The organism is Bradyrhizobium sp. 160, assembly GCF_023073735.1.
GTDB lineage: Bacteria > Pseudomonadota > Alphaproteobacteria > Rhizobiales > Xanthobacteraceae > Bradyrhizobium.
In genome coordinates this window covers 187,280-210,266 of sequence record NZ_JADPKD010000057.1, presented here as the reverse complement: position 1 = coordinate 210,266, position 22,987 = coordinate 187,280, and the positions used below count along the sequence as shown (strand labels likewise).

Sequence of the window (22,987 nt, the reverse complement as noted above, 5' to 3'; positions counted from 1 at the left end):
GGTGGAATTTCCCGACATCACGCCCTCACTCAAAGCCACGATGCCGCAACTGCGCGGTCGGCTGCTCGCCAACCAGTCGCTGGCCGAACTCACCTGGTTTCGCGTCGGCGGTCCTGCGCAGGTGCTGTTCACGCCGGCGGATGAAGACGACCTCGCTTACTTTCTTGCGCATCTCGCTACCGACATCCCGGTCTATGTCGTCGGCGTCGGCTCCAATCTTATTGTGCGCGATGGCGGTATTGCGGGCGTAGTGATTCGTCTTGCACCGCGGGCCTTCGGCGAGACGAGCGCGAGCGGCGATGTCGTCACCGCGGGTGCGGCGGCACTCGACAAGCGCGTGGCGGAAGTTGCGGCCGCCGCCAATATCGGCGGCCTCGAATTCTATTTCGGCATTCCCGGCACCATCGGCGGCGCGCTGCGCATGAATGCGGGAGCCAATGGCGGAGAGACCAAGGACGTGCTGATCGAGGCGCGAGGCGTCGGCCGCGACGGCACGAAGCATGTCTTCTCCAATGCCGAGATGAAATTCGCCTACCGCAATAGCGGCGTCGATCCGTCCATCATCTTCACCTCCGCGCGATTTGGCGGCGAGATCAGGGATACCGATGCGATCCGCGCCCGCATGGCGGAGGTGCAGAGCCACCGCGAGACCGCGCAGCCGATCCGCGAGAAGACCGGCGGCTCGACCTTCCAGAATCCGCCCGGCCATTCCGCCTGGAAGCTGATCGACGCGGCCGGGTGCCGGGGCTTGCGCGTCGGCGGCGCGCAGGTCTCGGAGATGCACTGCAATTTCCTGATCAACACCGGCGAGGCCACCGCGCACGATATCGAGACTCTGGGCGAGACCGTGCGCGAACGCGTGAAGGCGAATTCCGGAATTGAGCTACACTGGGAAATCAAGCGGATCGGGATTTCCGTATAATTGTCGTTCCGGGACGGTGCGCAGCGCCGAACCCGGAACCTCGAGATTCCGGGTTCGCGCTTTGCGCGCCCCGGAATGACAAAAATCAGAGGCGACGAGACACCATGCGCATCACCATCCTCTTCGGCGGCTCCAACCGCGAACGTCTGGTTTCGGTCGCCTCGGCCCAGGCGCTGCACCAGGCGCTGCCCGAGGCCGATCTCTGGTGGTGGGACGTCGAGGACAAGGTGCATGTCGTGCAGTCGAAGCAACTGCTCGAACATGCCCGTCCGTTCGAGGACGAGTTCAAGCCCGGTACGCGCGGCATTCCGCTGGCGCAGGCGCTCGACCAGGCCAAGGCGGAAGGCCGGGTGCTGGTGCTCGGCCTGCATGGCGGGCGTGCCGAGAACGGCGAATTGCAGCTGATGTGCGAGGCGCGCGGCGTGGCCTTCACCGGATCGGGTTCGGCCTCCTCGCATCTCGCTTTCGACAAGATCGCCGCCAAGCGGTTTGCCGCGCTCGGCGGCGTGACGCCGCCGGCCAACGTTGCGCTCGACAACATCGACGAGGCTTTCGCCGAATACGGCCGGCTGATCGCAAAGCCGGCGCGCGACGGATCGAGCTACGGCCTGATCTTCGTCAATGCCAAGCAGGATCTCGTCGCCGTCCGCAACGCGGCGAAGCACGAAGAGTACGTGATCGAGCCCTACGTCGCCGGCGTCGAGGCGACCTGCGGCGTGCTGGAGCGCACCGATGGCTCGATCATCGCGCTGCCGCCGATCGAGATCATTCCGGGCGAGGGCAATTTCGACTACGCCGCGAAATATCTTTTGAAGTCGACCCAGGAGATCTGCCCGGGCCGTTTTGCACCCGAGATCACCGCCGCGCTAAGGGAGCAGGCGATGCTGGCGCATCGGGCGATGTCCTGTGATGGCTATTCCCGCTCGGACTTCATCGTCTCGGACAAGGGCCTCGTCTACCTCGAAACCAACACGCTCCCCGGGCTGACCAACTCTTCGCTCTACCCCAAGGCGTTGAAGGCCGAGGGCATCGCGTTCGTCGACTTCCTGCGCGGCCTGATCGAGCTCGCCGACCGGCGGGCCCGGAAATAATTAGGACTGGTTAACGGCCGAACCGCCGAAACGACCCGATTTGGGGCCGAAAGCCGGCAAAATGCCGGACATCGCGGCATAAATGCCTCACATCGCGAGGCAAAAAGCATCCCGCGTTAACGAATTTTACCTTTTGTTTACCAGGACGTCCGAAGGTTAACGCTGGCGGCGCATATGGCGCTTTGGCTGCCGGCGCGTGAGCTGTTGCGGGTGATGTCACCTCCAGCGAACGCTTTGAAGGGGAGAGGTTTTCTTCTGAAGACCAGCCCCCCGGCCCGGCAGGCCCGAGACGTCATGTTCGCCAGGATCCGCGCGATGTCGCGGGCAAACTGTTGAGCTCGTGCAATGGATGGTGCAGGAAGCCTCACCCGGTCGCTTCTGAGATCGCTGAGGCCCCAAGCTGACCTGAAGGCGGCCGCTGTCGGAGCGGTCGTGCTTCTGCGCGAGTGGGTGCAGGACAAGCACGCCGAGGCGCGCGCCGCCGCCAAGGACAAGATCAAGACCAAGGCGAGGGTGAAGGCCGTCGTCGAGCGTGAGCCGCCGCCGCGCGTGGTCGCGCTCGTCGAGCGCTATCTGCCGCGCCGGGTCGGGATCAGCATGACCGTGCTGCTCCTGATCGGAAGCTGCGGCTTCGGCATCGTCAAGGGCGGCCATCTCCAGGATTTCATCACCGCGGTGAACGATGCCCGCAACGCGCTGGCCAATTCCGCCGGTTTCCGCATCACCTCCGTCGTGATCAACGGCCGCAAGCAGCTGACCCAGGACGAGATCCTCGCGATTGGCGGCGTCAGTGGTCGCTCCTCGCTGCTGTTCCTCGACGCCGAGGCGGTGCGCGACAAGCTCAAGGCCAATCCCTGGATTGCGGACGCAACCGTGCTGAAGCTCTATCCGGGCCAGCTCATGATCGAGCTCACCGAACGTAAGCCGTTCGCACTGTGGCAGGAGGCCGGCCGGCTCTCCGTAATCGCCGATGACGGTGCGGTGCTCGAACCCTATGTCTCCCGCCGCTTCCTGTCGCTGCCGCTCGTGGTCGGCAAGGGCGCCGAGGCGCAGGCTCGCGATTTCCTCGCCCTGCTGGCGCGTTATCCGCAGGTCAATTCGGTGACGAAAGCCGCGATCTATGTCGGCGAGCGGCGCTGGAATCTGAGGCTCAAGGACGGTCTCGACATCCGCCTGCCCGAGCAGGACGTCGGCAACGCGCTCGCGATGCTGTCCAAGCTCGACAAGGAGGACAGGCTGTTCTCCCGCGACATCGTCGCGGTCGACATGCGCCTGCCCGATCGTCTGGTGGTGCAGCTGTCCGACGACGCCGCCAAGGCGCGCGAGGAGCAGTTCAAGGACAAGAAGAAAAAGAAGGCCGGGGATTCCGCATGACCGGTCTCGATCGCACCCAGACGCCGAAGACACGCCCGATGCCGCACAAACGCGGCGGCATCGTCGCCTGCCTCGATATCGGCACCAGCAAGATCGCCTGCATGATCGCGCGGCTGAAGCCGTCGCCGAGCGAGGCGTTGCGCGGCCGCACCCATGCCGTGGAATTGATCGGCTACAGCCAGATCCAGTCGCGCGGCATGAAGGCCGGCGCGGTGATCGACCTTAACGAATGCGAGCAGGCGGTGCGCCAGGCCGTCGGGCTCGCCGAGACGATGGCCAAGGTGCGGGTCGAGTCTGTGCTGCTGTCGGTCTCCGGCGGCCGGCTCTCCGGCCAATTGGTCGAGGCTGCCGCCGACATCCGAGGCGGCGCCGTGACCCCGGCCGATGTCAGCCGCGTCACCTCGACCGGCATGCGCCATGCCACCGGCGAAGGTCGCACCGTGCTGCACGCGCTCCCGGTCGGCTACACCCTCGACGGCGTCAAGGGCATCCGCGATCCCCGTGGCATGGTCGCGCACCAGTTCGGCGTCGACATGAATGTCGTCACCTGCGACGCCACCGTGGCGCGGAACCTGATGCTGGCGGTGGAGCGCTGCCACATCAATGTCGAAGCCATGGCGGCAAGCCCCTATGTGGCCGGCCTGTCGGTGCTGACCGATGACGAGGCCGATCTCGGCGCTGCCGTGGTCGAGATGGGCGCGGGCACCACCACGATCGCGGTCTATTCCGGCGGCCGTTTCGTGCATGCGGCCGGTTTTGCGGTCGGCGGGCAACACATCACGATGGATCTCGCGCGCGGACTCTCCGCGACCATTGCCGATGCCGAGCGAATCAAGACGTTATACGGGACCGTTATCACCGGCGGATCGGACTCCCGTGAGCTGATGTCTGTGCCGACAGCCGGTGACGAGCAGGATCTGCCGCAGATCGTCTCCCGCGCCACGATCGCCAACATCGTCAAGCACCGGGCCGAGGAAGTCTTCGAAATGGTTCGGGACAAGCTGAAGGATTCGCCTTTCGCCTCAGAGCCCAACGGCCGCGTCGTGCTCTCCGGCGGCGCCTCGCAACTGACCGGCCTCGTCGAGCTCGGCACCCAAATTCTCGGCCGGCCCGTGCGGGTCGGACGTCCGCTCGGCTTCGGCCGGCTGCCCAACGAGGCGAAGAACGCTGCGTTCGCGGTGCCGGCCGGACTTCTCGTCTACCCGCAATATGTTCACCTCGAACATGTCGAACCGCGGCATACGCGGCAGCAGGTCAAGACAGGGACCGGCGGATACTTCGGAAAGGTCGGACGATGGCTACGCGAGGGCTTCTGATGACTGCTTTCCGCAATTGTCGATTTTCACCAACTCCCGCGGCCGCCGGCCGGGGCGAACCCACGCGCGCGTGATCGAGAGGCAGCAACCATGACCATCAGCATCAATGTTCCTGATATTCACGAACTGAAGCCCCGGATCACCGTGTTCGGCGTCGGCGGCGCCGGCGGCAATGCCGTCAACAACATGATCACGGCGGGCCTCCAGGGCGTCGACTTCGTGGTCGCCAACACCGACGCGCAGGCGCTGACGATGTCGAAAGCGCAGCGCATCGTGCAGATGGGCACGGCGGTCACCCAAGGCCTCGGCGCCGGCTCGCAGCCAAACGTCGGCGCCGCGGCGGCGGAAGAGGTGATCGACGAACTGCGCGACCATCTCTCGGGCGCCAACATGGTGTTCGTCACTGCCGGCATGGGCGGCGGCACCGGCACCGGCGCTGCACCCGTGATCGCCAAGACCGCGCGCGACATGGGCATTCTCACCGTCGGCGTCGTGACCAAGCCGTTCCACTTCGAGGGCGGCCGCCGCATGCGCACCGCCGAGGCGGGCATTAACGAGCTGCACAAGGTCGTGGACACGCTCCTGATCATCCCGAACCAGAACCTGTTCCGGGTCGCCAACGAGAAGACCACCTTCGCCGACGCCTTCGCGATGGCCGATCAGGTGCTCTATTCCGGCGTTGCCTGCATCACCGACCTGATGGTCAAGGAAGGCCTGATCAATCTCGACTTCGCCGACGTCCGCGCCGTCATGCGCGAGATGGGCAAGGCGATGATGGGCACCGGCGAGGCGTCGGGCGACAAGCGCGCGCTGACCGCCGCAGAAGCTGCGATCGCCAATCCGCTGATCGACGATAGCTCGATGAAGGGCGCCAAGGGCCTCCTCATCTCCATCACCGGCGGCAAGGATCTCACTCTGTTCGAGGTCGACGAGGCCGCGACCCGCATCCGCGAGGAGGTCGACCAGGACGCCAACATCATCGTCGGCGCGACCTTCGACGAAGCGCTCGATGGTCTGATCCGCGTCTCGGTCGTTGCCACCGGCATCGAGCAGGCCGCGATCGCCCGCAACAGCCAGGCGACCTCCGCTCCTGTCGCGAACCCGGCTCCGCAGGCACAGCAGGCCGCCGCTGCTCCGGCCGTCGCTGCCGAGAGCCGTCTTGCCGACTTGACCGCGCGGCTCCGTGCCGACAATCAGCGTCTGGCCGAACGCGCCCAGAAGCTCGACGCGCAGGCCCCGGCGGCTGCTCCGGCCGGTGCCGCGCCCCGTCAGAACGTCGAGCGCGCTGCGCTCGCCGCCATCGCCGCCGCCGTCGCGGACGTCCCGCAGGCGCCCGCGCCGGTGCAGACCTACGGTGATGTCACCGTGCGCCCGATCGCGCAGAAGCCGACCCTGTTCCCGGAGCCGGAGCAGGCCCCGATCGCGATGCAGGAGCCGATGACGCCCGAAAACTTCATCCCGCCACAGGCCGAGCGCCCGCCGGTTCGTGCGCCGCGGATGCCGCGCCTTGAGGAACTGCCGATGCCGGCTCAGGCCGAGATTCGCCAGGCCCGCGGCGAGGTCGAGGAAGAGACCCCCCAGAAGACCCGTCTGTCGCTGCTCCAGCGTCTCGCCAATGTCGGCCTCGGCCGTCGCGACGAGGAGAGCGAGGCGCCGATCGCCGCCCGCACCGCTGGTCCCGCGATGCCACCGCTGCCCGAGCGCCGACCGCAGAAGACCGTCGCGCAGCAGATCGCGGCGAGCGAGCCGGTATCTGAGTATGCCCGCCGTCCGGCGCCGCAGGGCTTGGACATGCACGGTCGTCCCGCGCCTGTTGCGCCGGCGCCACAGGGAGACGACCATCTTGATATCCCGGCCTTCCTGCGGCGGCAGGCGACCTGAGGATTGTTACACTAAGCGAGACGAAAAAAGGTCCCGGCAACACGCTTGCCGGGACCTTTTCTTTTGTCCCGTCCATGCCCGGATTGCGCGGCTAAGCAACTGATTTCAAATCATTAATTACGCAGTTGGTGGTTCAGTGAAACTGCCGATGACGGCCCCCGGACCTCGCTGCAATTTGGTTAAGCCTTGGCGCGAATACGGCGGGTTTGGGGTAACAATCGGTAAAAAAGCGTGAGTTGGCGCTGTTTGGGGCAGTGACTATGGTTTGCCCGTGACTTGGGGATACGGATTCGCGGGACGTCGGCACTGGCCGGCCGGGCGGGTCTCGTATAAGTCGCGGTGGTCGTAGTGGGGCGGGTTCCTGATGAAATTTAGCCGGCAAACAACGCTTCGTGCGCAAGCCTCGGTGGCAGGCGTGGGCGTTCATTCCGGTCTTCCCGTCACTCTCACGCTTGGGCCTGCGCCTGTCGACGCGGGCTTTGTTTTTGTCCGCACCGGGCTCGAGGGAAGTGACCGCGAAGTTCAAGCGACCGCCGAGCAGGTGATCGCGACCGACTTCGCTACCGTCCTCGGTGATCGCGACGGCCCGCTGGTCTCCACCGCCGAGCATGTGCTTGCTGCACTGCGCGGCATGGGCGTCGACAATGCCATGATCGAGATCGACGGGCCCGAAGTGCCGATCATGGACGGCAGCGCCGCCGCCTTCATTGCCGCGATCGACCAGGCCAGCATCGTCACCCAATCGGCCCAGCGCCGCTTCATTCAGGTTTTGAAGCCGATCTCGGTCAAGATCGGCGACTCCTTCGGCGAGATCAGGCCCCACGCCAACGGGTTCCGCGCCGAGGTCGAGATCGACTTCACCAACCCCGTCATCGGCCAGCAGAACTACGCCTTCGACCTCAGCCCCGAACGTTTCCGCCGCGAAGTCGGCCGGGCCCGGACTTTCGGGCTGATGGGCGATGTCGCGCGGCTCTGGAGCGCGGGTTATGCCCTCGGCGCCTCCTTCGACAATACCGTCGTGTTCGACGACGAGCGGCTGCTCAATACTGAGGGCCTGCGCTATGCCGACGAATGTGCCCGCCACAAGGTGCTGGATGTGATTGGCGACCTCGCGCTGGCGGGGCTGCCGCTGCTTGGCGCCTACCGCTCGGTGCGTGGCGGCCACAAGCTCAACCATGCCGTCCTGACCGCGCTGCTGGCCGACCGTACCGCCTGGCGGGTGGTCGAAGGCGAAGCGGCCCGCCGCACCACGCGTCCGCAGGGCGAAGTTGGTCGCGGTATCGTCGGCGGCCGGATCGCCGCGGCCTACGGGCCGGACGTGTCCTGACAGACCTGTTGTTGCAGCCACGGCTTGGGACCGACCCCGGGAAATTCCTGGTAACCATGATCGACTAGCATTGCGGCACGTTCGCCTTAATCCGGGCGAAATGCCTGCCTATCCGGTTGGTAACGATCGTTTTTCGGATAGATCGGCGTGGTCGTATGGCAGGCACCACGGTCACATTTCGCGCCCATGACGGGGTCATGGGCTGGCGGGCACCGCATCACAGGGCGTCAAGGCAAAACTCATGTCGGCACAGCGTATGACGCGCGGATATCTCCCGGTCTCGTCTCGAGCCAACGGCCTGCTTCACGCCGTCACCTTCATCCTGCTCGCGCTGCCGCTGGCCGGCTGCGGCACCGGCGCACTCTGGGACAAGTTCACCGCCAAGGACGACACCTTCGTCGAGGAGCCCGCCGACAAGATCTACAATGAGGGCCTGTACCTCATGAACGAGAAGAAGGACATGAAGGCGGCGACCAAGAAGTTCGAAGAGGTCGACCGCCAGCATCCTTATTCCGAGTGGGCCCGCAAATCGCTGCTGATGTCGGCCTACGCGTCCTACCAGGGCGGCGACTATGACGGCTGCATCGGCGCCGCCACCCGCTATGTCACGCTGCATCCCGGCAGCCCGGACGCGGCCTATGCACAATACCTGATCGCCGCCTCGCATTACGACCAGATCCCGGACATCAGCCGCGACCAGGCCCGCACCGAGAAGGCCATTGCCGCGCTCGAAGAGGTGGTGCGCAAATATCCGAACTCGGAATACGCCACCTCGGCCAAGGCCAAGATCGAGGGCGCGCGCGACCAGCTCGCCGGCAAGGAAATGAATGTCGGCCGCTATTACGCGCAGAAGCGCGACTACACGGCCGCGATCAACCGCTACAAGACCGTCGTCACACAGTACCAGACCACCCGCCACGTCGAGGAGGCGTTGTTCCGGCTCACCGAGGCCTATATGGCGATCGGCATCGTCGGCGAGGCGCAGACCGCGGCGGCCGTGCTCGGGCACAATTTTCCTGATAGCCGCTGGTACAAGGACGCCTATAATCTTGTAAAATCCGGCGGTCTCGAACCGAGCGAGAATCAGGGGTCTTGGATCAGCCGGACCTTCAAGAAGATGGGTCTCGGCTAGGAAATTTGGTTCCATGCTGGCGCGTCTGTCGATCCGTGACATCGTCCTGATCGAACGGCTCGATATCGAATTCGCCACCGGCCTTGCGGTTTTGACCGGCGAGACCGGTGCGGGCAAATCAATCCTGCTCGATGCCTTTGCGCTGGCGCTCGGCGGCCGCGGCGACGCCGGCCTCGTGCGCCATGGTGCGGAGCAGGGGCAGGTCACCGCCGTGTTCGATGTCCCCAAAAATCACCCCGCGACGAAGATCCTGGCCGAAAACGGCTTGGATGACACCGGCGAGATGATTCTCCGCCGCGTGCAGCTCGCCGATGGCCGCACCCGCGCCTTCATCAACGACCAGTCGATCAGCGTGCAGACATTGAAGGCGGTGGGCGCCGCCCTGGTCGAGATCCACGGCCAGCACGATGAGCGTGCGCTGGTCGATGCCGCGACCCATCGTCGCCTGCTCGACGCTTTCGCCGGCCTCGAAAAGGACGTCGCCGCGGTCGAGATGCTATGGGACGCGCGCCGCACCGCCAACACCGAGCTTGAGGAGCACCGCGCCGGCATGGAGCGCGCCGCCCGCGAGGCAGATTATCTGCGCCATGCCTCCGACGAGCTGAAGCAGCTCGCGCCCAAGGACGGCGAAGAGACCTCGCTGGCTTCGCGCCGCACCATCATGATGCAGGGCGAGAAGATCGCCTCCGATTTGCGCGAGGCGCAGGAGGCGGTCGGCGGCAATCATTCGCCGGTCGCGGCGCTGTCCGCCGCGGTGCGACGGCTGGAGCGCCGCGGCGTCAACTCGCCGGCGCTGGTCGAGCCCGCGGTGAAAGCGATCGACGCCGCGATCAACGCGCTGGAGGAAGCCGACCAGCACCTTCACGCCGCCTTGGCGGCAACCGATTTCGATCCCGCCGAGCTCGAGCGCATCGAGGAGCGGCTCTTTGCTTTGCGTGCGGCGTCGCGCAAATATTCGACGCCGGTCGACGGGCTCGCCGCGCTTGCCGCCAAATATGCCGCCGACGTCGCGCTGATCGATGCCGGTGCCTCGCGGCTGAAGAAGCTGGAGCAGGCCGCGATCGAGGCCGATGCGCGCTATGCGGCCGCCGCCAAGAAATTGTCACTGGCGCGGCAGAAATCGGCGGAGAAGCTCAACAAGGCCGTCAATGCCGAGCTCGCGCCGCTCAAGCTCGAACGCGCAAAATTCATGACTCAGGTCGAGACCGACGAGGCCGCGCCGGGACCGCAGGGTTTCGACCGCGTCGAGTTCTGGGTGCAGACCAATCCGGGTACCAAGCCGGGTCCGCTGATGAAGGTCGCCTCCGGCGGCGAGCTCTCGCGCTTCCTCCTGGCGCTCAAGGTCGTGCTGTCAGACCGCGGCTCGGCGCCGACCCTGGTGTTCGACGAAATCGACACCGGCGTTGGCGGTGCGGTCGCCGACGCCATCGGCGGCCGTCTGGCGCGGCTTGCCGGGAAGGTCCAGGTGATGGCCGTGACCCATGCCCCACAGGTCGCCGCCCGCGCCGACCAGCACCTCTTGATATCGAAGGACGCGCTTGACAAGGGCAAGCGCGTCGCCACCCGCGTCAACGCACTGGCCGCCGATCACCGCCGCGAGGAGATCGCGCGGATGCTGGCGGGTGCGGAAATCACGGCCGAAGCCAGGGCGGCCGCGGAACGGCTGCTCAAGTCGGCGACGGCTTAGTTATCCGTCATTCCGGGGCGGCTCGAAGAGCCGAACCCGGAATCTCGAGATTCCGGGTCTGGTCCTGCGGACCATCCCGGAATGACGCCTCATTTGCAGATCGACTCGTAGAGATCATTCCAGTTTGGATTCTCCTTCGATCAGCTGAGTTTTCCAGACCCGCTTCCACTTCTTGAGTTCTTTCTCGCGTGAAATTGCAGCTATTGGATCATCATAAGTCTCAAACCAGACCAGCCGTGTGATGTTGTACTTGGTCGTGAAGCCCGGCACGGCCTTGACTCGATGCTCATAGACGCGACGCACAAGGTCATTGGTGATGCCGACGTAGATTGCCCCATCCCGTCGGCTTGCTAGAATATAGACGTAATAAGCCACGAGCCCCTCCCACTGTCATTCCGGGCGCACGACGTGCGAACCCGGAATCTCGAGGTTCCGGGTCTGGTCCTTCGGACCATCCCGGAACGACGAGCTAGAACCTTAAGCACCATGGCAAGAGCAGCAAGATCCAAACCGCCGCTTCGCGACGTCGCCGAGCTCACCCAGGCGCAGGCCAAGGTCGAGCATATGCGGCTCGCGCTTGAACTCGGAGAGCACGACAGGCGCTATTATCAAGAGGACGCGCCCACCGTCAGCGACGCCGAATATGACGCGCTGCGCCAGCGCCTCAACGCCATCGAAAAGCGCTTTCCGGAGTTCGTCAGCGCGGAATCGCCGTCACAGAAGATCGGCGCGGCGCCGTCGGGCCGCTTCAGGAAGGTCCGGCACGCCGTCCCGATGTTGTCGCTCGACAACGCCTTTGCCGAAGAGGACGTGCGCGACTTCGTCGGCCGCATCGTGCGCTTTCTGAAGCTCGACGACGATCAGGTCAATTTCTCCGCCGAGCCGAAGATCGACGGCCTCTCGATGTCACTACGTTATGAGGGCGGCGAGCTCGTCACCGCCGCAACCCGCGGCGACGGTGCGGTGGGCGAGGACGTCACCGCCAACATCCGCACGCTCGAAGACGTGCCGCAGAAGCTGAAGGGCCGCAACGTCCCCGATATCTGTGAGGTGCGCGGCGAGGTCTATATGACCAAAAAGGCGTTCCTGGCGCTCAACGAGCGGCAGAAGGCGGAGGGCGGCACCATCTTCGCCAATCCGCGCAACTCGGCCGCAGGCTCCTTGCGGCAGAAGGATCCCACCATCACCGCCTCGCGTCCGCTCGGTTTCTTCGCTTATGCGTGGGGCCAGATGAGCGCGATGCCCGAGGGCACGCAGAGCGGCATGATCGCCTGGTTCGAGCGTTGCGGCTTCAAGACCAATCCGCTGACCAAGCTGTGTCATTCCGTCGAGGAGCTGCTGGCGTTCCATCACTCGATCGAGGAGCAGCGCGCAAAACTCGACTACGACATCGACGGCGTCGTCTATAAGGTCGACCGTATCGATTGGCAGGAACGGCTCGGCTTCGTCTCGCGCACGCCGCGCTGGGGCATCGCGCACAAATTTCCAGCCGAACGTGCCATGACCGTGCTGCGCGACATCGAGATCCAGGTCGGCCGCACCGGCTCGTTTACGCCGGTCGGCAAGCTCGAACCGGTCGGTGTCGGGGGCGTGATCGTGCAGAACGTCTCGCTGCACAATGAGGATTACATCAAGGGCATCGGGAACAAGGGCGAGGTGCTGCGCGAGGGCCGCGACATCCGTCTCGGCGATACGGTCGTGATTCAACGCGCCGGCGACGTCATCCCGCAGGTGGTCGACGTCGTCCTCGACAAGCGGCCGAAAACCGCCAAGGAATTCCACTTCCCGAAGAAGTGCCCGTGTCCGCTGCACACCGACGTGGTGCGTGAGGAGACAGCGACCGGCGAGGAGGGCTCGCGCGCCCGCTGCACCGGCGAGTTCGCTTGCCCCTATCAGAAGATCGAGCATCTCAAGCTGTTCGTCTCCCGCCGCGCCTTCGACATTGACGGTCTCGGCGAGAAGCAGCTCCAGTATTTCTTCGACCAGGGATGGGTGAAGGAGCCTGCCGACATCTTCACGCTGGAGAAGCGCAACTCAAAGCTCAAGCTTGAAGAGATCGAGGGTTACGGCGCGACGTCGGTGCGAAATCTGTTCGGCGCCATCGAGAGCCGCCGGAAGATCGCGCTGGAGCGCTTCGTCTATGCGCTCGGCATGCGCCATGTCGGTGAGACCACGGCGCTGGCCCTCGCACGCGGCTACGGCTCGTGGGACGCCTTTCACGAGGCCTGTCTCAAGGTCGCCAAGGGCGACGAGGAGGCGATGGCGGACATGGACGCGCTCGACCAGATCGGCGACACCGTGATCAAGAGCATCGCCGACTATTTCGGCGAGAGCCACAATCGCGGCATCGTCGAGCGGCTGACCAAGGAGGTCGAGATCGTCGACGCCGAGAAGCCAAAGAGCAATTCGGCCGTCGCCGGCAAGACCGTGGTGTTCACCGGATCGCTGGAAAAGATGACGCGTGACGAGGCCAAGGCAACCGCGGAGCGGTTGGGTGCAAAGGTGTCGGGATCGGTGTCGAAGAAGACCGATCTCGTGGTCGCCGGTCCGGGCGCAGGCTCGAAGCTCGCCGAAGCCAATAAGCACGGTGTCAAGGTACTGACCGAGGACGAGTGGCTGAAGCTGATCGGGGAGTGAGGTTTTCTTCGTCGTTGCGAGCCGACGAGCCGTCCCTCACATCATCCCGCTCTCTTCCTCTTCCGCTTGCCCGATCAGGGTCTCGCTCACCACCATCTCCCGGCGGGGCACGACGAACATCATCATGCAGGCGCAGAGCAGCGAGATCGCGAGGACCGCGGAGGTCAGCGGCAGCGTGGTGGCGGAGTGACCGCCAAGATAGGCGCCGAATTGCGACATCAGTGCGCCGATACCCTGTTGGAGGAAGCCCATCGCGCCCGAGGCGGTGCCGGCGGCTTCGGGACGGATGCTGATGGCGCCGGCGGCCGAATTCGCCATCACGAAGGCATTGCCGACCATCACGATCATCTGGGTGCCGAACAGCCAGCCGGGCGCTTCGTTCCAGCCGGCGAAGCTCCATATCAGGTTCAGCAGGCTGCCGCAGAGCTGGAGGGCAAGCCCGAACCAGATCAGCTTCCCCAGCGAGTGCCGCGGCGCAAAGCGCACGCAAAGGAGATTGCCGATGAGATACGCGAAACCCGTGGTCGCAAACCATCCGCCGTATTCGGCGCTGCTGCGGCCCATCTGCGTCACCACGATATAGGGGCCGCCGCCGGCGAAGGTGAAGATGATCTGCGAGGCCAGCACCTGGCACATCACATAGCCTACGAAGGCGCGGTTGCGGAACAGGATGCCGACGTCGCCGCGAAAGCCGCTGCCGGCGGCACGGTTGCGGCGCGTCTCGGGCAGTGCGACCGCGATGCCGACGGCGACGATGGTCGCGGCGATCGTGATGGCGTAGAAGATCGCGCGCCAGCCGAACGCGGTCTCGATTAAGCCGCCGGTGAGCGGGGAAACCATCTGTCCGATCATCAGAGCCGCGACCACGAGACTGATCATCGAGGCGACGCGGTCGCGCTCATAGATGTCGCGGATGATGGCGCGGCTGATCACCATGCCGGAGGCGCCGCCGAGCGCCTGGAAGAAACGGGCGGCGATCAGCTGCGGCAGGTCTTGCGCGAAGATGCAGGCGATGCTGGCCGCGATCATCAGCGCCAGCCCGCCGAGCAGCACCGGACGCCGGCCGAACCTGTCCGACAGCGGCCCCATGATGAGCTGCGACAGCGCGATGCCGACCATGTAGAGCGACACTGTCATCTGCGCGATCGAGATGTCGCTGCCGAAATTGGTCGCCAGCACCGGCAGTGCCGGAACGAGCATGTAGAGCGAGATCGGCGCGATCCCGGTCATGACCACCAAGAGCAGCAGCACCAAGCGCGACGTCGCGAGGTTGGTCGCCGCTCCCGGCGGCTTGCTGATCATGCCATGCATGCGTATCCGTCTCTTCAAAATGCGAGTCGGACTGTAGCTTGCTCGGGCAAGGCGGATATCGGCGTTTCGGAATGCGGCTATACGGATTCCGGGATGGTTATGGTGAGGGTGATCGCGATCGACTGGGCGCGTTGCCCGTGCGCCACTCTAGTTGTCATTCCCCGCGAAGGCGGGGAATCCAGTATTCCAGAGGCAGTCGTGCTATGCGGAGAAGCCGCGGCGTACTGGATGCCCCGCCTTCGCGGGGCATGACAGCTCGGTGGGGCGAGGAGAGTTGCGTAGCGCGTGCGGCGCCATGCGCATTACGCCATCAACTCCGCCGTCGCCTGATCGAGCCAGGCCTTGCTCGCCTCGTCCAGGGCCGGCCGCACCTCGGCCCGGACGCGGCCGTGGTAGGCATTGAGCCAGTCGAGTTCGTCTTTGGCCAGCATCGCCACATCGATCAGCCGGCGATCGATCGGCGCCAGCGTCAGCGTCTCGAATGCATTCATCGGCTTCTCGGCACCCTTGATGTCGGCGGCGACCACCAGTTCGAGGTTCTCGATGCGGATGCCGAAACCGCCGGTCTTGTAGTAGCCCGGCTCGTTGGACAGGATCATGCCGCGCTTCAGCGGCGTGGTGCCGAGCTTCGAGATCCGCGCCGGCCCCTCGTGCACCGAGAGATAGCTGCCGACGCCGTGGCCGGTGCCATGCTCGAAATCGACGCCGGCGGCCCAGAGATATTGCCGCGCGAGCGTATCGAGCTGCGCGCCCGTGGTGCCGTCGGGAAAGACCGCGCGCGCAATCGCGATATGGCCGCGCAGGACGCGGGTGAAGCGGTCGCGCATCTCCGCCGTCGGTTCGCCCACGGCCATCGTGCGGGTGACGTCGGTGGTGCCGTCTTCATACTGCGCGCCGGAATCGATCAGCAGCAGGTCGCCGGGGGTGATCCGGCGGTTGCTCTTGCGGGTGACGCGGTAGTGCACGATGGCGCCGTTCGGGCCAGTGCCCGAGATGGTCGGGAACGAGACGTCCTTCAGCGCACCGGTGTCGCGGCGGAATGTCTCCAGCGCCTCGACCGCGTCGATCTCGGTGAGCTTGCCGCTCGGTGCCTCGCGATCGATCCACGCGAGGAAGCGCGCCAGCGCCACGGCGTCGCGCACATGTGCCGTCTTCGTGCCCTTGATCTCGGTTGCGTTCTTCACCGCCTTGAGCAGCGCGATCGGGTCGCTGCCGCGCACCGGCTTGCCGCCGGCGCCTGCAATCAGCCGGCTGAGCGCGTCGGCTGCGGTGGCATTGTCGAGCGCGATTGCGGCGCCGCTCTTGGCCAGCGCCATCAGCGTCGGCGCCATCGCATCGGGCTCACGGACGTCGGCGGACTGTTCGAGATGGTCGCGCGTGCTGTTGGAGAGCTTGCGCTGGTCGATGAAGATCGTCGGCCGTCCGTCCTTCGGCACCAGCGCGTAGGACAGCGGCAGCGGCGTATGCGCAACGTCGGCACCACGGATGTTGAAGGTCCAGGCCACGGCATGGCTGTCCGACACCACCAGCGCGTCGACGCCGAGCTTGTCGATCTCGCTTCTGATCTGGGTCAGCTTGTCGGCTTCAGTGAGGCCGGCATGTTGCATTCCGTGCACGGTCACCGGCGTGAGGGGAGGCTGCGGTCGGTCCTGCCAGATCGCGTCAACGGGATTGCTGTCGACCGCAACCAGCTCGGCGCCGGCCTTGGCGCAGGCAGCGGACAGGCGCTCGGCTGCTGAAGAAGTGTGCAGCCATGGATCAAATCCGAGGCGCTCGCCGGGCTTCAAGTGCGCCGACACCCAGCTCTCCGGCGGCGGATCGATCAGCGATTCCACCGCCCAAGCCCTGGCGTCGACCTGCTTGGCGGCCTGGAGCGTATAGCGGCCGTCGACGAAAATCGCGGCCTCCTGGGTCAGCACCACCGCCAATCCAGCCGATCCAGTGAAGCCGGTCAGCCAGGCGAGCCGCTCTTCCGACGGCGGCACATATTCATTCTGCTGCTGGTCGGCGCGTGGGATGACGAACCCTGTCAGCTTGCGGCGGGCGAGTTCTTCGCGGAGCGCAGCGAGGCGCGCCGCCAATGCGACGCCGGCCTCGGGCTCCTCGAATGTTTGGAAGTGCGCTTCGAACATGGTGGATCACTTTAGGATGATGGGGATCAGTCCGCAATCTAGACGCATTTGCGTCGCATCTGGCATGGACTGTGCTTGAAATGGTTCCATTCGAATTGAGTGGAGTAAAGGGTGCGGCAGTTGCGCTTCGTCCGGATAACAGGGAAATTCGAGCAGGTGGTTCATCTCAACGGCGAGGGGACACACGATGCCATCATTCACGTTTGAGAAGATTTCGCCGCCGGTGCGCCGCGCGCCGGCTGCGGCGACACCGAAGAAGCCGCGCGGCCTCATCAGCCAGATGATCGATCGTTTCGCCGAACGCCGCGCGAGGCGGGCGTTGCAGGACGAGCGCGCGACGCGCCAGGACGAGAAGCCGGGGGAGTAGTGGGCGTTCGCGAATGAGGTTGGTGGACACGCTGCGTTTGGCCCAACCTAGGGCAGCTTCGACCAGTCACCCCATCTTCCGCAGCAATAGACTGCTCCATCCCTCGATCCGCAGGTGCCGCAGCGGCACGAGGCCGCGCGCGCGGTAGGCGGCGATCACGGCGGTGGCCTGATGCGTCAACAGGCCGGAAAGGATGACGCAGGCGCCGGCTGCGAGATGCCGCGCCATCGGACCCGCCAATTGCCGCAATGGATTGGCAAGGATGTTGGCCAGCACCAGGTCGAACGGACCCCATTTGCCGAACTCCGCCGCGGCGAAGCCGGTGGCGCGGATCACCCGCACATGGTTGCCAACTTCATTTAGCGCCGCGTTCTCGGCCGCCACCCGCACCGCGGGCGGATCGATGTCGGAGGCAAGCACGGCGCGGTGCAACGCCTTCGCGGCTGCGATCGCCAGCACGCCGGTCCCGGTACCGAGGTCGAGCAAGTTGCGCGGCCGGGAACTCTTCAGGACATGGTCAAGCAGCAGTAAACAGCCGCGGGTCGTGCCGTGGTGGCCGGTGCCGAAGGCGAGCGCCGCCTCGATCTCGATGGCGAGCTTGTTCGCCGCCACGCGGTCGCGGTCATGGCTGCCGTGCACGATGAAACGGCCGGCCGGGACGGGGACGAGGTCTTCCAGGCTCGCTTTGACCCAGTCCTTGGCTTCGACGATATCGAAGGCGAGCGTCTGTGCGATCTCATTTCCTGCTGAAGTTGCAACGAGTTCGCGCAGCCATGCTTGGTCCGGCGCGGCGGCAAAATGCAGGGTGACGTCCCATTGGCCGTCGGGCCGCTCGAAAGCAGCGACCGCCGCATCCGCCTCGAAAAACACCTCGGTGAGCAGGTCGACGACGCGCCTGGCGGCGGCCTCGCTGCCGATCGAGAAGCTGGCGCGATGGGTAGGGGAGGGCTGCATCCTAAGGTTCCGTCGGGTTCAATTTTTGCAGTTTTTAGTCCCAATTTTCAGCACAAGTTGCAGCTCTCAGATTAACCGGGCCGTAGGTCGTATGCCGTAAATTTCCGGATGTTTGGCGGCGCCAACACAGCTTGAAATGGAAACGGAGGCAAATCTTGAAGCGCATGGTTCAGAAGTTCTGGTCGGACGAGTCCGGTGCAACTGCGATCGAATACGGCTTGATCGCAGCCGGTATTGCCCTCGCGATCATCACCGTGGTGAACAGCCTGGGCACCAGCCTGAACGAGAAGTTCGGTTCGATTAGCACCTCTTTGAAGTAATTTCCGCTTCCCATTTCCCGGCGGGGGCTACTTTTCTTCATAGGCTGTTTTTGACCCAGCGCCCGCGAGGGGGATTGCCCCCTGGCGGGCGAGGTCGTTTTGCGACATGTGCTATCGAGCGGTCTCCACAGGTTATCCGCACCTTATACGACGCCTATCCACGAACTTTTTCCCGCAATGGCCCCTTAGTTCTCCACTGTCTTTCCCCAGGCCTGTCCCGCCCGCCCGTCCCCAGGCATCCTCTTCCTGAACCACAGACCTCGACAGGCGATCCACAGCTCGTCCACAGACCTATCCACGGCTTCCGAACAGCGAGCGGTGATCCCTCAAGATCACCTGTGCGGCGTTGTGGCCGGGAGCGCCGGTGACACCGCCGCCAGGATGGGCGCCGGAGCCGCAATGGTAGAGGCCTTTCAGCGGGCCGCGATAGTCGGCATGGCCCAGCATCGGCCGCGCCGAGAACAGCTGGTTCAGCGTCAGCGCGCCGTGGAAGATGTCTCCACCCAACAGGCCGAATTGCCGCTCAAGATCGAGCGGCGAGAGGATCTGGCGGCCGAGCACGCTCGCCGCAAAGCCCGGGGCATATTTGTCCACCGTCGCGATCATGAGATCGGCGACCTCGTCACGATGGTCGTCCCAGGACTTTCCAGCAGGAAGCTCCGGCGCGACATGCTGGCAGAATAAGCTCGCGACATGTTTGCCTTCGGGCGCCAGCGTGTCGTCCAGCGTCGAGGGGATCAGCATCTCGACGACAGGTTCACGGCTCCAGCCCTGCGCGCGCGCATCGTGATACGCGCGGTCCATGTAGCCGAGGCTCGGTGCCAGGATGATGCCCGAGGTGAGATGATCGCCCTGACCGGGGAGCGCCGTGAACGAGGGCAGGCGGTCCAGCGCCACGTTCATGCGGAAGGTGCCGGAGCCGTTCTTCCAGTGCCGGATGCGGGCCAGGAAGTCTTGGGGCAGGGCGTCGGCCGCAACCAGCCGCGTATAGAGCAGTTTGGGGTTGACGTTGGCTGCGACATATTTGGCGCGGATGGCGGCGCCGTTCTCCAGCACCACGCCGACCGCGCGGTCGCGCTCGACGATGATCTCGCGCACGCCCGCGTCGGTATCGATCGCGACGCCCCGATCGCGCGCAGTGCGCGCCATCGCCTGCGTGATCGCGCCCATGCCGCCGATGGCGTGGCCCCAGACGCCCTTCTTGCCGTTCACCTCGCCGAAGGCGTGATGCAGCATCACATAGGCCGAACCCGCCGCGTAGGGACTGGCATAATTGCCGACGATAGCATCGAAGCCGAACAGCGCCTTGACAAGATCATGCTCGAAACGCTCGTCCAGCATCTCGCCGGCGGAGCGGGTGAAGAGGTCGAGCAGGCTGCGGCTCTGCTCCAGCGTCAGCCCGCGCAGAATGTTGGCCGTCTTTAACGCATTCACGGCCTCGCGGATCGCGCTCGTGCCAAAGCCGTCAAGCAGGTTCGGCGGCGCGCGCAGCACGAACTGCCTGAGCACGTCGGCAATCTCTTCCAGCTCACGCGTGAAACCGTCGAGCGCATCGGCGTCATGCGCGTTCAGCCGCGCGACGGAATCCTTCGTCCGCCCCTCGCCGGTGAGGAGATAGCTGCCGTCGGGCGCGGGCAGAAAATTCTGCGCGCGCCGTTCGACGATGCGCAGGCCTTGTTCCGCAAGATTCAAGTCGCGGATCACCTGCGGATTGAGCAGGCTCACGGTGTAGGCGGCGACCGAATTTCGGAATCCGGGGTGAAATTCCTCTGTCACCGCCGCTCCGCCGATCACCTTGCGGCGCTCGACCACGCGCACGCGCAGACCTGCCGCCGCGAGGTAGGCTGCGCAGGTGAGGCCGTTATGGCCAGCGCCGATGATGATGACGTCGGTCTCTGTCATGAAGGGTTCAAGTCCAATCCGCCGTCATCCCGGGCGCGCGGAGCGCGGCCCGGAATCTCCAGGTTCCAGGTTCGATGCTTCGCATCGCCCCGGGACGACATCTGTATATCAAGCATTCCCCGCTGCAACATCGGGAGCGCCTTTATTGCCCGTTCAGGCGCCTTGTGCTCCATTGCGCCCATCCGGCGCCCGCCGGGGGCATCGTCCGACGCGTGCTCTCGCGCGAACGGGTGCCCACTTCGCTGGAAAACGCTTGCCGGAGCTTCCATGGATTCGATCGTGCAACCCGCCGCCACGGAGCAGTCGTCCTCATCGCGCAACCGGCTGTTGCTGACGGTCTACACCGCCGCGATCTTCGTCAGCGCGCTCTTGCTGTTCTCGGTGCAGCCGCTGTTCACCAAGATGGTGCTGCCGCGGCTCGGCGGCTCGCCGGCGGTGTGGTCGGTCGCGATGGTGTTCTTCCAGTCGCTGCTGCTGGCGGGTTACGCCTATGCGCATCTGTTGATGCAGGTCAAAAGCCGCATCGTTCCGGTCGCAGTGCATCTGGTGCTGCTGATCGCGGCCTTGGCGACCCTGCCGCTCGGCATCGCCTCCGCCTATGGCGAGCCGCCCGCTTCGGGCTATGCGGTCTGGCTGCTCGGCCTGTTCGTGGTCTCGATCGGCCTGCCGTTCTTCGCGCTCGCCGCCAACAATCCGCTGTTGCAAGCCTGGTTCGTCCGCACCGGCCATCCCGCCGGGCACGATCCCTATTTCCTCTATGCCTCCTCCAACATCGGCAGCTTCCTCGCGCTTTTGTCCTATCCGTTCCTGCTGGAGCCGATGTTCACGCTGCACACGCAGAACCGGTTGTGGACCGCCGGCTATGGCCTTCTGATCCTGCTGATCGCTGCCTGCGGCGTGCTGCTGTTGCGCTCGCCGCAGCTGACGGTGGTCGATGCGCGAGCGGAGGAGGGCAATGCGTCGGCGCCTTCTCTGGTGACGCGGCTGCGCTGGATCTTCCTGGCCGCGGTACCGTCGGGTCTGCTCATCGCGGTGACCGCGCACATCTCCACCGATGTCGCGGCGGCACCGCTTCTGTGGGTGCTGCCGCTGTCCCTGTATCTGCTCACCTGGGTCGTCGTGTTCCAGTCGCGTCCGCTGCTGCCGCACAAATGGATGCTGATGCTCCAGCCGGTGGCGATCGCAGGCGTGGTTGTCCTGCTGGCTTTCGGCGGGGAGCAGAATCTGCTGCTCACGCTCGGCGGTCATCAATTGTGCTTCTTCCTCATCGCCATGGCCTGCCACGGCGAACTGGCGCGGACGCGGCCGGCAGCCAAATATCTCACCGGCTTCTATGTCGCGCTGTCGTTCGGCGGCATGGTCGGCGGCCTGTTCGCAGGGCTCGTCGCGCCGTTCACCTTCTCGTGGGTCGCCGAATACCCGATCCTGATTGCGCTCGCCGCGCTGTGCCGGCCGCCGGCGAACGAGCGGCTGGCGGGCATCGTCAAATGGTACTGGCTGGCGCTCGCCGCGCTCGCGGTGGCGCTCGTCGCGCCGTCCACTACGACGGGCGACCTCTCGACCTGGTTCGAGGATCATCGCGTCTGGATCGCCGGCGCCGTCGGCGTGCTGGCAGCTCTTCTGGCGCTGACGCTCAATGCCGGCCGCTGGAAGATCTTTGCGACCGTCGCCCTCGCGTTGGCGTTGATCCGGGTCTATCCCGCAGACGAGGGACGCGTCACGACCGTGCGCAGCTTCTTCGGCGTGCACAAGATCGTGGTGACGCCCGGCGGTTACTTCCACGTGCTGATGCACGGCACCACGATCCACGGCGCGGAGCGCTTCCGCAACAATGATGGCACGCCGGTCGTCGGCCGGCCCGAGCCGATCACCTACTATCACAAGGACGGCGGCATCGGTCAGGCCGTCAGCGCGATCCGCGAGCGCAAGGGCGCGCCACTGAAGGTTGCTGCGATCGGTGTCGGCTCCGGCACGCTTGCCTGTGCTGCTGAACCCGGCGAGAGTTGGAAGTTCTTCGAGATCGACCAATCCATGGTCGACGCAGCGCGCGACCCCAGGAATTTCCGCTACATCTCGAGCTGTCTGCCGGATCTGAAGCCTGTGATCGGCGATGCGCGGCTCACCTTCGCAAAGGAGCCCGACGGCGCCTACGACCTCATCATCGTCGATGCCTATTCGTCCGATGCGATCCCGATTCACCTTGCGACCAAGGAGGCGATGAAGATCTACAAGGACAAGCTCGCCCCGCATGGCGCCGTGGTGATGCACGTCTCCAACCGGCATCTCGATCTCGAGACCGTCGTGGTCGGCATTGCCGATGCCAACGATCTCACGAGCTGGGTCTTCAACGAGGATTCCGGGCGCGATTCCGATTACATCTTCTCGACCGACGTCGTCATCTCCGCGCGGGAGGAGGCGGACATCGGCAGGCTGGCTTCCTCGAAGTCATGGGAGCAGACCGAAGCTGACGACAGGATGCGGGTCTGGACCGACGACTATTCCAATATTCTGGGTGCACTGTATCGGCGCTTGCGGGACGGGGAGTAGGGCGGCCGAAGGTATGGCGCGCAGATCCACAAGAGGTCGTCATGCCCGGGCTTGTCCCGGGCATCCGCGTTCTTCGGACGACGACGG

Annotated in this window: 16 protein-coding genes and 1 pseudogene; 12 read left to right on the top strand and 5 right to left on the bottom strand. The window is 65.1% G+C overall.

Translation table 11 applies throughout. The features are described from left to right. The first annotated feature begins 1 nt into the window (after position 1). The 8 genes from murB (at position 2) to recN (ending at position 10,730) form a co-directional block, all read left to right on the top strand. Positions 2-922: a UDP-N-acetylmuramate dehydrogenase gene (murB, locus tag IVA98_RS23805; protein WP_247355633.1), complete on the top strand. Its 921-nt coding sequence runs from the start codon at positions 2-4 to the stop codon at positions 920-922. Between the two features lie 104 nt (positions 923-1,026). Continuing rightward, complete coding sequence (locus tag IVA98_RS23800; RefSeq protein ID WP_247306734.1) at positions 1,027-2,013, top strand: D-alanine--D-alanine ligase family protein; 987 nt, start codon at positions 1,027-1,029, stop codon at positions 2,011-2,013. A 345-nt stretch (positions 2,014-2,358) separates the two neighbouring features. Further along, positions 2,359-3,387, top strand: a complete 1,029-nt coding sequence (locus tag IVA98_RS23795; protein ID WP_247306732.1) for a cell division protein FtsQ/DivIB — start codon at positions 2,359-2,361, stop codon at positions 3,385-3,387. After that, positions 3,384-4,703, top strand: coding sequence for a cell division protein FtsA (ftsA, locus tag IVA98_RS23790; RefSeq protein WP_247355632.1), 1,320 nt, complete (start codon positions 3,384-3,386; stop codon positions 4,701-4,703). Before IVA98_RS23795 ends, ftsA begins: the two co-directional genes overlap by 4 nt. 90 nt (positions 4,704-4,793) lie before the next feature. Beyond that, on the top strand, positions 4,794-6,584 hold the full coding sequence (ftsZ, locus tag IVA98_RS23785) for a cell division protein FtsZ (protein ID WP_247306727.1): 1,791 nt from the start codon (positions 4,794-4,796) through the stop codon (positions 6,582-6,584). Positions 6,585-6,948: 364 nt separating this feature from the next. Further along, positions 6,949-7,911, top strand: a complete 963-nt coding sequence (gene lpxC / locus IVA98_RS23780) for a UDP-3-O-acyl-N-acetylglucosamine deacetylase (protein ID WP_247306725.1) — start codon at positions 6,949-6,951, stop codon at positions 7,909-7,911. A gap of 241 nt (positions 7,912-8,152) precedes the next feature. After that, on the top strand, positions 8,153-9,043 hold the full coding sequence (bamD, locus tag IVA98_RS23775) for an outer membrane protein assembly factor BamD (protein ID WP_247306721.1): 891 nt from the start codon (positions 8,153-8,155) through the stop codon (positions 9,041-9,043). Between the two features lie 13 nt (positions 9,044-9,056). Then, on the top strand, positions 9,057-10,730 hold the full coding sequence (gene recN / locus IVA98_RS23770; protein ID WP_247355631.1) for a DNA repair protein RecN: 1,674 nt from the start codon (positions 9,057-9,059) through the stop codon (positions 10,728-10,730). A gap of 89 nt (positions 10,731-10,819) precedes the next feature. Here the strand turns inward: recN and IVA98_RS23765 are convergent. Beyond that, positions 10,820-11,105: pseudogene (locus tag IVA98_RS23765) on the bottom strand (GIY-YIG nuclease family protein). 111 nt (positions 11,106-11,216) lie between these two features. On the opposite strand from IVA98_RS23765, the gene ligA reads away from it, so the two are divergent. Beyond that, positions 11,217-13,367, top strand: a complete 2,151-nt coding sequence (gene ligA, locus IVA98_RS23760) for an NAD-dependent DNA ligase LigA (protein ID WP_247306716.1) — start codon at positions 11,217-11,219, stop codon at positions 13,365-13,367. 36 nt (positions 13,368-13,403) lie between these two features. On the opposite strand, the gene IVA98_RS23755 is transcribed toward ligA, so the two are convergent. Continuing rightward, a complete protein-coding gene (locus IVA98_RS23755; protein ID WP_247306714.1) occupies positions 13,404-14,678 on the bottom strand; it encodes a multidrug effflux MFS transporter in 1,275 nt (424 codons plus the stop codon). Between the two features lie 302 nt (positions 14,679-14,980). Then, positions 14,981-16,810 carry an aminopeptidase P family protein gene (locus tag IVA98_RS23750; RefSeq protein WP_247306713.1) on the bottom strand — a complete coding sequence of 610 codons (1,830 nt, stop codon included), beginning with the start codon at positions 16,808-16,810 and terminating at the stop codon, positions 14,981-14,983. A 187-nt stretch (positions 16,811-16,997) separates the two neighbouring features. Between IVA98_RS23750 and IVA98_RS23745 the strand changes: the two genes are divergently transcribed. Next, positions 16,998-17,177, top strand: a complete 180-nt coding sequence (locus IVA98_RS23745; protein ID WP_247306711.1) for a hypothetical protein — start codon at positions 16,998-17,000, stop codon at positions 17,175-17,177. Between the two features lie 66 nt (positions 17,178-17,243). Here the strand turns inward: IVA98_RS23745 and IVA98_RS23740 are convergent, their stop codons facing one another. Further along, positions 17,244-18,131 carry a 50S ribosomal protein L11 methyltransferase gene (locus IVA98_RS23740; protein WP_247355629.1) on the bottom strand — a complete coding sequence of 296 codons (888 nt, stop codon included), beginning with the start codon at positions 18,129-18,131 and terminating at the stop codon, positions 17,244-17,246. 164 nt (positions 18,132-18,295) lie between these two features. Between IVA98_RS23740 and IVA98_RS23735 the strand changes: the two genes are divergently transcribed. Beyond that, complete coding sequence (locus tag IVA98_RS23735; RefSeq protein ID WP_524536407.1) at positions 18,296-18,451, top strand: Flp family type IVb pilin; 156 nt, start codon at positions 18,296-18,298, stop codon at positions 18,449-18,451. Between the two features lie 291 nt (positions 18,452-18,742). Here IVA98_RS23735 and IVA98_RS23730 read toward each other — a convergent pair whose 3' ends face one another. Then, positions 18,743-20,353, bottom strand: a complete 1,611-nt coding sequence (locus IVA98_RS23730) for a phytoene desaturase family protein (protein ID WP_247306708.1) — start codon at positions 20,351-20,353, stop codon at positions 18,743-18,745. Between the two features lie 267 nt (positions 20,354-20,620). Here IVA98_RS23730 and IVA98_RS23725 point away from each other — a divergent pair, with 267 nt between their 5' ends. Further along, positions 20,621-22,900 (top strand): fused MFS/spermidine synthase, encoded by a 2,280-nt coding sequence (locus IVA98_RS23725; RefSeq protein WP_247355628.1) that lies wholly within the window; start codon positions 20,621-20,623, stop codon positions 22,898-22,900. Positions 22,901-22,987: the final 87 nt, after the last annotated feature.

Excerpts from the sequence above, each read along its gene's own strand:
- IVA98_RS23740 (WP_247355629.1), bottom strand. The coding sequence starts at position 18,131 with ATGCAGCCCTCCCCTACCCATCGCGCCAGCTTCTCGATCGGCAGCGAG.
- IVA98_RS23730 (WP_247306708.1), bottom strand. The coding sequence starts at position 20,353 with ATGACAGAGACCGACGTCATCATCATCGGCGCTGGCCATAACGGCCTC.
- ligA (WP_247306716.1), top strand. The coding sequence starts at position 11,217 with ATGGCAAGAGCAGCAAGATCCAAACCGCCGCTTCGCGACGTCGCCGAG.
- IVA98_RS23735 (WP_524536407.1), top strand. The coding sequence starts at position 18,296 with ATGGTTCAGAAGTTCTGGTCGGACGAGTCCGGTGCAACTGCGATCGAA.
- lpxC (WP_247306725.1), top strand. The coding sequence starts at position 6,949 with ATGAAATTTAGCCGGCAAACAACGCTTCGTGCGCAAGCCTCGGTGGCA.
- IVA98_RS23795 (WP_247306732.1), top strand. The coding sequence starts at position 2,359 with ATGGATGGTGCAGGAAGCCTCACCCGGTCGCTTCTGAGATCGCTGAGG.
- IVA98_RS23725 (WP_247355628.1), top strand. The coding sequence starts at position 20,621 with ATGGATTCGATCGTGCAACCCGCCGCCACGGAGCAGTCGTCCTCATCG.
- ftsZ (WP_247306727.1), top strand. The coding sequence starts at position 4,794 with ATGACCATCAGCATCAATGTTCCTGATATTCACGAACTGAAGCCCCGG.
- ftsA (WP_247355632.1), top strand. The coding sequence starts at position 3,384 with ATGACCGGTCTCGATCGCACCCAGACGCCGAAGACACGCCCGATGCCG.
- IVA98_RS23800 (WP_247306734.1), top strand. The coding sequence starts at position 1,027 with ATGCGCATCACCATCCTCTTCGGCGGCTCCAACCGCGAACGTCTGGTT.
- IVA98_RS23750 (WP_247306713.1), bottom strand. The coding sequence starts at position 16,810 with ATGTTCGAAGCGCACTTCCAAACATTCGAGGAGCCCGAGGCCGGCGTC.
- IVA98_RS23755 (WP_247306714.1), bottom strand. The coding sequence starts at position 14,678 with ATGCATGGCATGATCAGCAAGCCGCCGGGAGCGGCGACCAACCTCGCG.
- IVA98_RS23745 (WP_247306711.1), top strand. The coding sequence starts at position 16,998 with ATGCCATCATTCACGTTTGAGAAGATTTCGCCGCCGGTGCGCCGCGCG.
- recN (WP_247355631.1), top strand. The coding sequence starts at position 9,057 with ATGCTGGCGCGTCTGTCGATCCGTGACATCGTCCTGATCGAACGGCTC.
- bamD (WP_247306721.1), top strand. The coding sequence starts at position 8,153 with ATGTCGGCACAGCGTATGACGCGCGGATATCTCCCGGTCTCGTCTCGA.